Source organism: Paraburkholderia sp. RL17-373-BIF-A, assembly GCF_046030175.1.
In the GTDB taxonomy this organism is placed as follows: Bacteria; Pseudomonadota; Gammaproteobacteria; order Burkholderiales; family Burkholderiaceae; genus Paraburkholderia.
Genome location: NZ_JARESO010000008.1, coordinates 56,151 through 69,305 on the forward strand (window position 1 = coordinate 56,151; position 13,155 = coordinate 69,305).

At 63.3% G+C, this 13,155-nt stretch carries 11 protein-coding genes; 8 read left to right on the forward strand and 3 right to left on the reverse strand.

Features of this window, described 5'->3' with window-relative positions; genetic code table 11:
- Positions 1-101: 101 nt before the first annotated feature.
- The 7 genes from P0D80_RS12170 to P0D80_RS12200 all read left to right on the forward strand — a co-directional run bounded on the left by P0D80_RS12170 (position 102) and on the right by P0D80_RS12200 (position 9,301).
- Positions 102-1,217, forward strand: a complete 1,116-nt coding sequence (locus P0D80_RS12170; protein ID WP_132376217.1) for an ABC transporter substrate-binding protein — start codon at positions 102-104, stop codon at positions 1,215-1,217.
- Between the two features lie 146 nt (positions 1,218-1,363).
- Entirely contained in the window at positions 1,364-2,302 is a 939-nt protein-coding gene (locus P0D80_RS12175) for an ABC transporter permease (protein ID WP_132376216.1), read from the forward strand.
- Positions 2,299-3,090: an ABC transporter permease gene (locus P0D80_RS12180; RefSeq protein ID WP_095417604.1), complete on the forward strand. Its 792-nt coding sequence runs from the start codon at positions 2,299-2,301 to the stop codon at positions 3,088-3,090. Before P0D80_RS12175 ends, P0D80_RS12180 begins: the two co-directional genes overlap by 4 nt.
- Before the next feature lie 32 nt (positions 3,091-3,122).
- A complete protein-coding gene (locus P0D80_RS12185; protein ID WP_408181180.1) occupies positions 3,123-4,193 on the forward strand; it encodes an ABC transporter ATP-binding protein in 1,071 nt (356 codons plus the stop codon).
- 401 nt (positions 4,194-4,594) lie between these two features.
- Positions 4,595-5,875 (forward strand): dicarboxylate/amino acid:cation symporter, encoded by a 1,281-nt coding sequence (locus P0D80_RS12190; RefSeq protein WP_132376214.1) that lies wholly within the window; start codon positions 4,595-4,597, stop codon positions 5,873-5,875.
- 55 nt (positions 5,876-5,930) lie between these two features.
- Positions 5,931-7,931 carry a sensor histidine kinase gene (locus tag P0D80_RS12195; RefSeq protein ID WP_408284127.1) on the forward strand — a complete coding sequence of 667 codons (2,001 nt, stop codon included), beginning with the start codon at positions 5,931-5,933 and terminating at the stop codon, positions 7,929-7,931.
- Between the two features lie 17 nt (positions 7,932-7,948).
- Positions 7,949-9,301 (forward strand): sigma-54-dependent transcriptional regulator, encoded by a 1,353-nt coding sequence (locus P0D80_RS12200; RefSeq protein WP_408181182.1) that lies wholly within the window; start codon positions 7,949-7,951, stop codon positions 9,299-9,301.
- A gap of 61 nt (positions 9,302-9,362) precedes the next feature.
- On the opposite strand, the gene P0D80_RS12205 is transcribed toward P0D80_RS12200, so the two are convergent.
- A complete protein-coding gene (locus tag P0D80_RS12205; protein WP_132376212.1) occupies positions 9,363-9,893 on the reverse strand; it encodes a TlpA disulfide reductase family protein in 531 nt (176 codons plus the stop codon).
- A 170-nt stretch (positions 9,894-10,063) separates the two neighbouring features.
- On the opposite strand from P0D80_RS12205, the gene P0D80_RS12210 reads away from it, so the two are divergent.
- Entirely contained in the window at positions 10,064-10,750 is a 687-nt protein-coding gene (locus tag P0D80_RS12210; protein ID WP_408284130.1) for a hypothetical protein, read from the forward strand.
- A 344-nt stretch (positions 10,751-11,094) separates the two neighbouring features.
- Here the strand turns inward: P0D80_RS12210 and P0D80_RS12215 are convergent, their stop codons facing one another.
- Both P0D80_RS12215 and P0D80_RS12220 read right to left on the reverse strand, forming a co-directional pair.
- The gene (locus P0D80_RS12215) at positions 11,095-12,693 is read right to left on the reverse strand and encodes a YifB family Mg chelatase-like AAA ATPase (protein ID WP_408284132.1); all 1,599 of its coding nucleotides are present in this window, start codon (positions 12,691-12,693) and stop codon (positions 11,095-11,097) included.
- A 121-nt stretch (positions 12,694-12,814) separates the two neighbouring features.
- On the reverse strand, positions 12,815-13,069 hold the full coding sequence (locus P0D80_RS12220) for an accessory factor UbiK family protein (RefSeq protein WP_012431591.1): 255 nt from the start codon (positions 13,067-13,069) through the stop codon (positions 12,815-12,817).
- Positions 13,070-13,155 lie beyond the last annotated feature (86 nt).

The following is a 13,155-nucleotide window of genomic DNA, read 5'->3' on the forward strand; positions in this document are numbered from 1 at the left end:
CATGGCGTGGGCGCGCAAGTGCAGGAGTGCACGACGCGCCCCGAAGCTCGAATTAGAAATTTTCCAAACGTAGCAATTTCGGCAGAGGATGGGGAAAGACTATGAACCGCACCGCGTTAGCTCGCATACTTTCGATGTCGGCCGTTGCGGGTGTCACCGCCGCCGGCGTCAGCAGCAGCGCTTCGGCCGCGCCGCTCGACGCACTGATCGCCGCCGCCAAGCAGGAAGGCCAACTCACCGTGATCGCGCTGCCGCACGACTGGTGCAATTACGGTGAACTGGTGGCCGGCTTTCAGAAGAAGTACGGCATCAAGATCAACGAATTGAATCCGGACGCGGGTTCGGGCGATGAAATCGAAGCCATCAAGGCGAACAAGGGCAACAAGGGTCCACAGGCGCCCGACGTGATCGACGTGGGTCTGTCGTTCGGTCCGTCGGCGAAGGCGGAAGGTCTGCTGCAGCCGTACAAGGTCGCCACGTGGAACTCGATTCCGAAAGAGTCGAAGGATGCCGACGGCTATTGGTATGGCGATTACTACGGCGTGCTCGCGTTCGAAGTCAACGCCGACATGATCGACAAGGCGCCGTCGGACTGGAGCGACCTGCTCAAGCCGGACTATAAGAACGCTGTCTCGCTGGCCGGCGACCCGCGCTCGGCCAACCAGGCGATTCAAGCCGTGTACGCCGCCGGTCTGTCGCAAAGCAAGGGCGATGCGAGTAAAGCCGGACAGGCCGGCCTCACGTATTTCGCCAACCTGAACAAGAGCGGCAACTTCGTGCCGGTGATCGGCAAGGCCGCATCGCTCGCGCAAGGTACTACGCCGATCATCGTGCGTTGGGACTACAACGCGCTGGCCGACCGCGACACGCTGAAGGGCAATCCGAAGGTGGAAGTGGTGGTACCGAAAACGGGCGTGGTCGCCGGCGTGTATGTTCAGGCGATCAGCGCCTACGCCCCGCATCCGAACGCAGCCAAGCTGTGGATGGAGTATCTGTACTCCGACGAAGGCCAGATCGGCTGGCTGAAGGGTTACTGCCATCCGATGCGCTACAACGAACTGGTGAGCGGCAAGAAAGTGCCGCAAGCGCTGCTCGACAAGCTGCCGCCGCCGTCGGCTTACAAGAACGTGGTGTTCCCGACGCTCTCGCAACAGGACGCGTACAAGGACACCATCACGAAGCACTGGGACGAAGCGGTTGGCGCGAACGTCAAGTAAGCGGCATAGCGTGAGTCGCGGCGGCAACGCAGCACGCGCGCCGCGACGCCGAACCGAAGCCTGAAGTTTTGTCGCCCCGGCGCGCCGCCGCTCGTGATGAGCGCTGCGCGCCGGGTGCGTTTGCCAGATTGCCCCAAGGGTGAGCTATGAGCGCTTCATCGGATGCTGGATCGGTGCAGCCGGAATTGCTGGTTCCGCCTGTGCCCACCCCAACGCCTCGCGTCAACGGTCCAAGCCGCGCGTCGTCGTTGCTCGCCTGGATCGGCGTGGTGCCGTTTTTCACGTTCGCGCTGCTGTTCCTGATTCTGCCGACCGGCTTTCTGATGGTCGGCGCGTTCCAGGATTCGCAAGGCCATTTCACGCTCGCCAATTTCCGCGACCTGCTCCAGCCGACCGTGATGGATGCGTACTGGATCAGCTTCAAGGTGAGCGCCGCCTCCTCGATCGGCGGCGCGGTGATCGGCTCGCTGCTCGCATGGGCGGCGGTGCAGGGCAAATTGCCCGGGTGGATTCGTCCGACCTTGATGACGTTTTCGGGCGTCGCGTCGAACTTTGCCGGCGTGCCGCTCGCGTTCGCTTTCATCTGCACGTTGGGGCGGGTCGGGCTCGTCACTGTGCTGCTGAAGAAATACCTCGGCTTCAATCTGTACTCGACCGGCTTCAGCATCCTGAGCTTTTCCGGTCTGACGCTGACCTATCTGTATTTCCAGATTCCGTTGATGGTGCTGATCGTCACGCCCGCGCTCGACGGCCTGAAGCGCGAATGGCGCGAGGCCTGCGATTGCCTCGGCGGCACCGCATATCAATACTGGCGCTACGTCGCGCTGCCGGTGCTGTGGCCGAGCGTGCTCGGCGCCGCGCTGCTGCTGTTCGCCAATTCGTTCGGCGCGGTCGCCACGGCCTATGCGCTGACCGGCAGTTCGCTGAACATCGTGACGATCCTGTTGTACGCGCAGATTCGCGGCGACGTGATGCACAACCAGAATCTCGGCTATGCACTCGCGCTCGGCATGGTGCTTGTCACGGGCCTTTCGAATGGCGGCTACATCTGGCTGCGCTCGCGCGCTGAAAGGGGACGTCGATGAAAAGCCAATCGCGTGTGGGTGCGTGGACCGCGATGATCGTCGGTTCGCTGTACTTTCTCATTCCGTTGATCGCGACATTCGAGTTCAGCCTGCGCATGAAGCGCGGCACCTATAGCTTCGAAGCGTACAGCGTCGTGCTCGGCGATCCGCGCTTTCAGGCCTCGTTCGGCTACTCGATTCTGATGGCGCTGCTGACGATCGTCGTCGGCGTGTTGCTGGTTGTGCCGACCGCGTACTGGGTGCAGTTGCGCTTGCCAAAGCTGCGGCCGCTGGTCGAATTCATCACGCTGTTGCCGCTGGTGGTGCCGGCGATTGTGATCGTGTTCGGTTATCTGCGCATCTATAACAGCAGTTCGATTCTGCCGCTCACGGGCAACGAGCGCGCCACCGATCTGCTGCTGGTGTTCGGCTATGTGACGCTCTCGCTGCCGTACATGTACCGCGCCGTCGATGCCGGGCTGCGTGCGGTCGACGTGCGCTCGCTCACCGAAGCGGCAGAGTGTCTCGGCGCGAACTGGCCGACCATTCTCTTCAAGGTGATCTTCCCGAACATCCGCTCGGGCATTCTGTCCGGCGCGTTTCTCACCTTTGCGGTGGTGATCGGCGAGTTCACGCTGGCGAGCCTGCTCGACCGTCCCGCGTTCGGTCCGTACCTGCAATTGATTGGTGCGAACCGCGCGTACGAGCCGTCGGCGCTCGCGATCATCGCGTTCGTGATCACGTGGGCATCGATGGGATTGATTCAGGTATTCGGCTCGGCCCGCGCGATGAGCGGCCAGAAAGTGTGACCAATGAGTTTGACGGACTGAGGCGGCGAATCATGGCATTTCTTGAGATCGAAAATCTGCATAAGTCCTTCGGGGCGAACATTGCGCTGCATCACTTCGACATGCAGATCGAACGCGGCGAATTCATTACTTTCCTCGGACCGTCCGGCTGCGGCAAGACGACGGTGCTGCGCATGATCGCCGGCTTCGAAACGCCGACGCGCGGCATCATCCGGCTCGACAACAAGGACGTCACGCACCTTCGCACGCGGCAACGCAAGGTCGGCATGGTGTTCCAGTCGTATGCGCTGTTTCCGAACATGACGGTGGCCGAGAACATCGGCTTCGGACTGAAGATCACGCATCGGCCGCAGGCGGAGATCAGTCAGCGCGTGGAGGAGATGCTGCAACTGATCAAGCTGCCGCATCTCGGCGGGCGTTATCCGTGGCAATTGTCCGGCGGCCAGCAGCAGCGCGTGGCGCTCGCGCGCGCGCTCGCCGGCAAGCCGCAGGTGTTGCTGCTCGACGAACCGCTCTCCGCACTCGACGCCAAGATCCGCATCTCGTTGCGCCAGGACATTCGCGCGTTGCAACGCGAACTGGGCATCACGTCGATTTTTGTCACGCACGATCAGGAAGAGGCGCTGTCGATTTCCGACCGCATCGTCGTGATGAACGAGGGCCGCGTCGAACAGATCGGCACGCCCTCGGAGATCTACAACTTTCCACGCACACGCTTCGTTGCGTCGTTCGTCGGCACGCTGAATATCCTGGCCGGACATGTGGTCGATCCGGCGACCGGCAAGATGATCGTGGACGGCCAGGAGCTGACCACCACGCAGGAGTTGCCGTCGAACGATGCGGGCAAGAAACGCCTGCTCGCGCTGCGGCCCGAAGCTATCGTGCTGGAGCCGGCCGCGCCTGGCCGCAACACGTTGAACGCCACCGTCGAGGAAGTGAATTTCCTCGGCGCCGTAGTGCGCATCCGAACCCGCGTGAAAGACGCCGTGATTTCGCTCGACATATTCAACGACCCGAATCGCGGTTTGCCCGAACGCGGGCAGCCGGTGTCGCTCGGTTTCTCGCACGAGAATCTGCTGGTGCTGGAAGAGGGCAGCGTTTAAACGATACGAGTCAGGCGGCGCTTGCGTCCGGCAGTGCACGCCGTAGAAAGCCCTACGGGTTATCCCGAGGCTGCCGCCACAATGGATTCCGGATTCCCCGACAGCCCTTGTCCGGATTTCCGGAATCCCGGACGGCACATAGGATGAAGCGCCAGAAAACCCATAAGAATCAAGGCGCCGAGCCCGGCATCAAGCTGGCATCGACCTTGCGAAATAGAAGCCGCGGCCGCAACGGTCCGACAACTAAAGCAAGGAGACAACGATGTCCGATTTCCCTTCCCGGTATTTCTGAATTCGTCGTCTTGTCGCGGCCTAATGCCGTGCACAGGCGTGACGACTATTCGTTCGCATGATGCGCAGCGTGGCAGGCCATTGAGCTCATCCACATCGCAGGAACCATCGTGAAGAAACCTATCCACAAAGTGCTGTACGTCCAGGTGATCGTGGCGATCATCATCGGCATCGCGCTCGGGCATTTCTACCCGAATTTAGCCGTCGACATGAAGCCGCTCGGCGACGGCTTCATCAAGCTGATCAAGATGGTGATCGGGCCGATCATCTTCTGCACGGTGGTGACGGGCATCGCCGGCATGGAAGACATGAAGAAGGTCGGGCGCGTCGGTGGCAAGGCGCTGCTGTACTTCGAAATCGTCTCGACCTTCGCGCTGGTGCTCGGCCTGATCGCCACGCACGTGTTGAAGCCGGGCGTCGGCTTCAACATCGACCCGGCGACTCTCGACGGCAAGTCGGTCGCGTCGTACGCCGCCAAGGCGCACGGCCAGACCACGGTCGACTTCCTGATGCACATCATTCCGGACACGCTCTCGTCGGCATTCGCGCAGGGTGAAATCCTGCAGATTCTGCTGATCGCGCTGCTGTTCGGTGCGGTGCTCGCGACGGCCGGCGAGAAGGGCAAGGTCGTGACGAACTTCATCGACGGGCTCTCGCATATCCTGTTCGGCATTGTGCGGATCATCACGAAGCTGGCGCCGATCGGCGCGTTCGGCGCGATGGCCTTCACGATCGGCAAGTACGGTATCGGCTCGCTGCTGCCGATGCTGAAACTGATCGGCACGTTCTATCTGACCTCGATCGTGTTCGTGGTGGTGGTGCTTGGCATCATCGCGCGTGCGGTGGGCTTCAACATCCTGCGCTTCGTGGCGTACATCAAGGAAGAGATGCTGATCGTGCTCGGCACGAGCTCGTCCGAAGCCGCGCTGCCGCAACTGATGCTGAAGCTCGAAAAGCTCGGCTGCTCGCGTTCGGTGGTGGGCCTCGTGGTGCCGACCGGTTATTCGTTCAACCTCGACGGCACCAACATCTACATGACGATGGCCGTGCTGTTCATCGCGCAAGCCACCAACACCGACCTCACGTGGACGCAGCAGCTCACGCTGCTGGCGGTGACGATGCTGACCTCGAAGGGCGCGAGCGGGGTGACCGGCGCGGGCTTCATCACGCTGGCCGCGACGCTGGCCGTGGTGCCGACCATTCCGCTGTCGGGCATGGTGCTGATTCTCGGTATCGACCGCTTCATGAGCGAATGCCGCGCGCTGACGAACATCGTTGGCAACGGCGTGGCGACCGTGGTGGTGTCGGCGTGGGAAAAGGAACTAGACCGCAACAAGCTGAACGCCGCCTTGCGTGGCGACGTGACGGTCAAAGAGCCGGCCGGCGTTTAAGCCGCGCATCGGCAACGTCTTGTAACGCAACCCTCCCGGCCGCGGACACCAGCGTATGAATCCGGTGCCCGCCGGCCAGACTCCCGCGCCGTCGGCCGACGAGGCTAGCGCCGACGACGCGTCGCCTTATGCCACAATAAACGATCCTCATCGATCGGATATTGCCAACGTGACGCGACGCCTGCTGATCCTCTTCGCGCTCGTCGCCGGGCTCGTGGTGGCGTGCGGGCTCACGTACAGCATCGCGTGGCAAAGCGGCATCGACCATTTGCGGCGCAACGCCTCGGTACGGGTCGACCGTACGACCAGCGCGCTGAAGAGCACGCTCGAACGCTACGAATCGCTGCCTTATCTGCTGGCCGAACATCCCATCGTGCAGGACGTGCTGGTTAGTCCCACTCCGGCCAATGTCGCGCGCGCCAATGTTTATCTTGAAGACCTGAACCGCCACGCGCGCGCCACGGTCACCTACATCATTCCGCTCGACGGCTTTTGCGTCGCGGCGAGCAACTGGCGCGGGCCGGGCAGCTTCGTCGGCGCGGGCTATCAATTCCGGCCGTATTTTCTCGATGCGGTCAAAGGCAGCGTGGGGCGCTTCTTCGGCATCGGCACGATCTCGCAGGCGCCGGGCTACTACATCTCGCAGCCGGTGCGGCGCGAGGGCAAGATCGTCGGCGTGGCGGTCGTCAAACTCGACCTCGAATGGTTTCAGGGCGCGGATGCGTCCGAGCCGCTCGTCGTGACCGACGACCACGGCGTGATCTTTCTGTCGTCGGTACCGGCGTGGAAATACCATACGATCCGGCCGCTGTCGGGGCCCATCGCCGATTCGATCTACCAGGCGCGTCAATACGCGCAGCAGCCGATCGCGGCGCTGCCGGTGTCGATCGAACGCACGCTCGAAGGCAACGCGCAGATCGTGCGCATTGGCGGCGGCCGCTACGCTCCGCGTTATCTGGCATCGCGGCGCGGCATGGGCGAGCCGGACTGGCATCTGATCACCCTGTCGCCCGTCGATCCGGTCGACGCCGACGCGCGCAAGGCGACCATCGTGACCGCCTTCGGCTACGTGTCGCTGGTGTTGCTCGCGTTCTACTGGAGAATGCGCCGGGCGCGCGTGCGCGAGGTGATGCGCAGCCGCGCGCTTCTGCAAAAAGCCTACGCTGAACTGAACCGGCGAGTGGCCGAGCGCACCGCGGATCTTTCTCAGGCGAATGAACAGTTGCAGAAGGAAGTGGCCGAACGCACGCGCGCCGAGCAGGAGTTGCGCGCCGCGCACGACGAGCTCATCCAGGCGAGCAAGCTCGCCGCGCTCGGTCAGATGGCCGCCGGTATCACGCACGAACTGAATCAGCCGCTCGCCGCGTTGCGCGGTTTCTCGGACAACACGCGTGTGCTGCTCGAGCGCGGCGACCAGGCGTCGGCGCGCGAAAATCTCGAAGCGATCGCCGCGCTCACGGAGCGCATGGGCAAGATCACCAATCAGTTGAAACTGTTCGTCGGACGCGCGCGGCCACGCAGTGCGCGCGCGCCGATCGTGCGGGCGTTGCGCAATGTCGTCGCGCTGTTGCAAAAGCGCTTGCAGGGCGTCGAGGTCGAATTTGCTTTGCTCGATGCGGACAGCGGCATGCGCACGCCGCTGAATCTCGCCGACGATCATCCCGAACTGATCGCGCATTGCGACGATCTGCGGCTCGAACAGGTGTTGATCAACCTGCTCGGCAACGCGCTCGATGCAACCGCCGACGTGCACCCGCCGCGCATTTCGATCGAGATCGAAGTCGCCGATGCGAATCTGTCGTTCGCCGTGAGCGATAACGGCCCCGGCATTCCCGACGATGTCCTGCCGCATCTGTTCGAACCGTTCTTCACCACCAAGGAAATGGGCCACGGGCTGGGGCTCGGCCTCGCGATCTCGTCGTCGATCGCGCGCGATTGCGGCGGCACGCTGGTGGCGCGCAACGCGCAGGACGGCGGTGCATTATTCGTGTTGACGCTGCGCCGTGCGCGCGTGCAGACGAACCACACATCGGACCCGCTGACCACGGGCTCCTGAATCACACGGAAGACGCCATGCTGAACCACGGCCTGCAAGTGCTGTATATCGAAGACGACGAACTGGTGCGGCGCGCCAGCGTGCAGAGTTTGCAACTGGCGGGTTTCGACGTGATCGGCCATGCCTCGGTGGAGTCCGCGGCGAAGACGATCAGCGCGGACTTCTCCGGCGTGATCGTCAGCGACATTCGCCTGCCGGGCGCAAGCGGCCTCGATCTGCTCGCGCAATGCCACGAGCGCGCGCCCGACGTGCCGGTGATTCTGGTGACGGGCCATGGCGATATTTCAATGGCCGTTCAGGCGATGCGCGACGGCGCGTACGACTTCATCGAAAAGCCTTTCGCGTCCGAACGTCTGATCGAAACCGTGCGGCGCGCGTTGGAGCGTCGCAAGCTGGTGCTGGAGAACCTCGCGCTGCGCCGTGAGTTGGCGGAACAGAACTCGGTGGCGCCGCGCATCATCGGCAGGAGTCCGGCCATCGAACAGGTGCGGCGGCTGATCGCCAATGTCGCGCCGACCGACGCCTCGGTGCTGATCAACGGCGACACGGGCGCGGGCAAGGAATTGATCGCGCGCAGCCTGCACGAACTGTCCCCGCGCCGTGACAAACCGTTTATCGCGGTGAACTGCGGCGCGTTGCCGGAGCCTATGTTCGAGTCGGAAATGTTCGGCTACGAGCCGGGCGCTTTCACCGGTGCGGCGAAACGCCGCATCGGCAAGCTCGAACATGCGTCGGGCGGCACGCTGTTTCTGGATGAAATCGAGAGCATGCCGCTCGCCTTGCAGGTCAAGCTGCTGCGCGTGCTGCAGGACGGTGTGCTGGAGCGGCTCGGCTCGAATCAGCCGATTCGCGTGAATTGCCGCGTGGTCGCCGCCGCCAAGGGCGACATGGCCGAGCATGTCGCGGACGGCTCGTTCCGGCGCGATCTGTTGTACCGGCTGAACGTGGTGACGATCGCGCTGCCGCCGTTGGGCGAGCGTCGCGAGGATATCGTGCCGCTCTTCGAGCACTTCCTGCTGGACGCGGCCGTGCGTTATCAACGTCCCGCGCCGATCCTCACCGATCGTCAGCGCGCGAGCCTGATGCAGCGCGACTGGCCGGGAAACGTGCGGGAGTTGCGCAACGCCGCCGACCGCTTTGTGCTCGGCATCGCCGACGATCCGGTCATGTCTTTCGGCGACGACGGTGCGGACACGCAGCCCTTGAAGGAGCGCGTCGAGCAATTCGAGCGGGCGGTGATCGCGGAGGCGTTGGAGCAGACCGGCGGCGTGGTCGCGGTCGCGGCAGACAAGCTGCAACTCGGCAAGGCGACGCTCTACGAAAAGATCAAGCGATATGGCCTCGCGGCCAAAGGGGAAGGGGAACGGTGAGGATATGAAAACGCCGGCCTTGAGATGCGAGGCCGGCGTTTTTTGAATCAACTGAATCCGGTCAAGCCGCTTTGAGCGCCTTTTCCAGCAACTGGTCGAGTTCCGCGAATTGCGGTTCGCCGACATAGCGCTTCAGAATCTTGCCGTCCTTGTCGATGAGGAACGTGGTCGGCGTGAGCTGGACGTTGCCGAACTGCTTGGCGGCCGAGCCGTCGTCCATTGCCACCTTGAACGGCAACTGGCGAGTTTGCGTGTAGTTGGCCACGTACATCGGTGCGTCGTAGTTCATGGCCACGGCAACGAATTCGAGACCTTGACCCTTGAAGCGGTTATAGGTCTGGACCATCTGCGGCATTTCCTTCATGCAGGTATCGCAGCTCGTTGCCCAGAAGTTGACGAGGTAGACCTTGCCTTTCAGGTCGGCGGTCGAGACTTTCTGGCCGGACAGCAACGTGAAGGTCGCATCAGGCACGCGCTGCTGGCCGGCAAACGCGAAATAACCGGCGATGGCGATCGCAACGGCCACGGCGGCGATGATGATGTAGCGAAGCGGACTCGCGCGCCGGGCGGCGGTGGACGGGGTGGAGCTCATGAACGGAACCTCGGAGTCGCGCGGAACGCGCGGGACAGTGCGTCGGTTTGGGCTTTCGGCCCGTGCTGAACAGCGTCGCTATTGTAGCCCCATTCCGGCGGCGCGGCAGGACGTCGGCCGGGAGCGGATAATAGGGTTTTACGTTCTCGTCAGTCCGATCTTCTGTCCCCATGTTCCGAACTGTTTTTCGCGTCAGTCGCGTTGGTCGCGTCAGTCACTTCCTCGCTCGAATTCCGTCCCGTCTTACTTCTGCCAGCCGCTCAACGGAGCGCTCTCCGCGTTGTGTGGCGGCCGGCTCCACGTCTCGGCTGTCGAGCGCGCGTGCAATCCTCGGCACGCTGGCTTGGACGGTGGTTTTGGGTGCCGCGCTGAGCGCCTGCTCGCCGACCTTCGACTGGCGGACCATCATGAATAACGACAACGGCTATACCGTCGACTTGCCGGCCAAGCCGGGCAACGATCAGCGGGCTGTGCAGATCAACGGCACGCCGATGCAGATGGCGATGCAGACGGCCGAAGCCGGCGACGCCGTCTTCGCGGTCGGCACCGTGATGCTGCCCAACGACGACGCGGCCACGCAACGCGCCGCACTCGATTTCTTGCGCAACGGCCTGGCCCGCAACGTGGGCGCCGCGCCCGAAGCGCGTGCCGTGCAGATCCCGCTGGCGGCCGGCGGCCAGGTGCTTGGCCTGGAAATGAAGCTGAGCGGCGAGGCGGGTTCGCAACACGAAGCGCGCACCGTCTACGCACGACTCGTCGCGCGCGGCCGGCACGTCTATCAGGCGGCGATCATTGCATCCAAGCCGATGCAACAGGAACAGATCGACCAATTTTTTTCGTCCTTCCAACTGTATTGAGAGCGGTATTTTTGTCCGATTCGGCGCGTGATGGGCGCTCAACTGAGGCGCTGCGCACAGTGAAAGTTCCTTCGCAGCATCGCGCGCTAATTCCCGGTTTACGTTGAAGTTTTCCTGTTACTCACCGCGCCTGTGGATAACTCTGTTGAGAACTCGGGCAAATTGGCCGGAGATGCCCATTCTATGGGCACTCTGTCAGATTCGTCTCGCACAAGGTCGTTAAAAAAAGTTAATTAAATCAATGCTTTTTGGATGCTGCCCGCGACGTACCTTTCAGTTGTTTCAAAATCTATCTGGAACGTGCGCGTGTGCATAAGTCAAGTCTTGACAGCAGATTTTTCACCTCATAGGGAGCCAAAAGCCCTGCGATATTGGATCGCTTCGCCGATCTGCGCGGCGCTCGGCATGGTCGCGCCGGCGAGGTCGGCGATGGTGCGCGCCACCTTCAGAACTCGGTAGTACGCACGCGCTGACCAGCCGAAGCGCTCGCCTGCTTCGCGCAGCAAGGCTTCGCCCGCTGAGTCGGGGCGGCAGACCTCGTCCACTTCTCGTCCTCCCAGTTCGCGATTGGTTTTGCCCTGACGGCTCAATTGCCGCTCGCGGGCGCGGCTGACGCGTGCCGCAATGGCCGCGCTTGTTTCGCCGGCCGCCGTTGAACGGGCGGACAGTTCCGCCGGCGTGAGCGCTGGTATCTCAAGTTGGATGTCGATCCGGTCGAGCAGCGGCCCGGAAAGCTTGCGCAAATAGCGCGCAGCGATCTCGGGTGTGCAGCGGCAGCGGCCGTTGGGATCGCCGCGCCAGCCGCATGGGCAAGGGTTCATGGCGGCGATTAACTGGCAGGCTGCCGGAAAATCCGCCTGCAACGCGGCGCGTGAGATCGTGATGCGCCCGGCTTCAAGCGGCTCACGCAGCGTCTCCAGGACTTGGCGATCGAATTCAGGAAGTTCGTCGAGAAAGAGCACGCCCAGATGCGCCAGCGTGATTTCACCGGGCTGCGGCGGATTGCGCCCGCCGACCAGCGCCGCGGCGCTCGACGAATGATGCGGGGCGCGAAACGGCCGTCGACGCCATTGCGAGGGCGTGAAACCGGCCCGGCTGGCGGACAGCAAGGCAGCGGAGGCGAGCGCTTCGTCGTCGGTCATGGGCGGCAGCAGGCCCGGCAGGCGGGCGGCGAGCATCGATTTGCCCGCGCCCGGCGGCCCGACCAGCAAGACGTGATGGCCGCCGGCCGCGGCGACTTCAAGCGCCCGGCGCGCGCCGCGTTGCCCGATGACATCACCCATATCCGGGACGACGGCGGCTGGGCTTTCGGCGAGGTCCGGCACGGCGATTGGATAGAGCCGCGCGTCCGGCGCTCCCGCGAGATGAGCGCACAACGAAGGCAGATCGGCCGCGCCGTAGACATCGACGCCGGGTACGAGCGCCGCTTCCGCCGCGCTCGCAGCGGGCAGATAGAGCTGCGGCGTGGAATGAGCGGGCGTCTCGCATGCGGCAAGCTCGCTTGCAATCTCGCCGGACTGCGCCGCACCGTCGCCTTGAGCCACGGCGCTGCGCGCCGTTCCGCACGCCATGGCGAAAGCGCCGCGCATCGGCCTGAGCGCGCCGGTCAACGACAGTTCGCCCGCGAATTCACGATGCAGCAAGGACTCGGCGGGAATCTGGCCGCTCGCGGCGAGGATGCCCAACGCGATTGGCAGATCGAAGCGGCCGGATTCCTTCGGCAGATCGGCGGGCGCTAGATTCACGGTGATGCGTCGGACGGGGAAGTCGAAATTGCAGTTCTGCAGCGCCGCGCGCACGCGCTCGCGGCTTTCGCGCACTTCCAGATCAGGCAGGCCGACGATCGAAAAAGAGGGTAATCCGTTCGCGAGGTGGACCTCGACGGTTACTTCGGGCGCGCAGCCAGAGGCCGGCGCGCGACTGCGCACCACGGCAAGCGACATGTTTTCTCCCGTCGGACGGCGCGCCGAGGGCGCGCGCAAGTCCCCTAAAACGCTGATGACGTCACGGCTCGCTTGCCTGTGATGTGCAGCACTGCGCGGCGACTCCGCCGCGAGCAAAGCGTTACGGCGTTTGCGTGACCGGCAGCTTCTGTTCGAGCTCGGCAACGCGGCGTTCCAGCTCTTCCAGACGAGCGCGCGTGCGCACCAGCACCTGGGTCTGGGTATCGAATTCCTCACGCGTGACCAGATCGAGCTTCGAGAAACCCTGCGACAGCATGGCTTTGACGTTGCGTTCGACATCTTTGGCCGGCGAGTTCTTGAACAGCTCGCTCATGCGGGCCTGAAAGTCGTTAAAAACATCGTTCGGTTGTTTCATGGTGTTCCCCTAGGTGCACAAAAACTGTGCATGTTTCGTTACGCCTGTGCTTTGTGACGGCAAATGGGCGGTGTTGGTGCATGGCC

What these genes read in the sequence shown, in the direction of transcription:
- P0D80_RS12170 (WP_132376217.1), top strand. Translation starts at nt 102, where the DNA reads ATGAACCGCACCGCGTTAGCTCGCATACTTTCGATGTCGGCCGTTGCG.
- P0D80_RS12175 (WP_132376216.1), top strand. Translation starts at nt 1,364, where the DNA reads ATGAGCGCTTCATCGGATGCTGGATCGGTGCAGCCGGAATTGCTGGTT.
- P0D80_RS12215 (WP_408284132.1), bottom strand. Translation starts at nt 12,693, where the DNA reads ATGTCGCTTGCCGTGGTGCGCAGTCGCGCGCCGGCCTCTGGCTGCGCG.
- P0D80_RS12200 (WP_408181182.1), top strand. Translation starts at nt 7,949, where the DNA reads ATGCTGAACCACGGCCTGCAAGTGCTGTATATCGAAGACGACGAACTG.
- P0D80_RS12210 (WP_408284130.1), top strand. Translation starts at nt 10,064, where the DNA reads ATGTTCCGAACTGTTTTTCGCGTCAGTCGCGTTGGTCGCGTCAGTCAC.
- P0D80_RS12205 (WP_132376212.1), bottom strand. Translation starts at nt 9,893, where the DNA reads ATGAGCTCCACCCCGTCCACCGCCGCCCGGCGCGCGAGTCCGCTTCGC.
- P0D80_RS12180 (WP_095417604.1), top strand. Translation starts at nt 2,299, where the DNA reads ATGAAAAGCCAATCGCGTGTGGGTGCGTGGACCGCGATGATCGTCGGT.
- P0D80_RS12185 (WP_408181180.1), top strand. Translation starts at nt 3,123, where the DNA reads ATGGCATTTCTTGAGATCGAAAATCTGCATAAGTCCTTCGGGGCGAAC.
- P0D80_RS12195 (WP_408284127.1), top strand. Translation starts at nt 5,931, where the DNA reads ATGAATCCGGTGCCCGCCGGCCAGACTCCCGCGCCGTCGGCCGACGAG.
- P0D80_RS12220 (WP_012431591.1), bottom strand. Translation starts at nt 13,069, where the DNA reads ATGAAACAACCGAACGATGTTTTTAACGACTTTCAGGCCCGCATGAGC.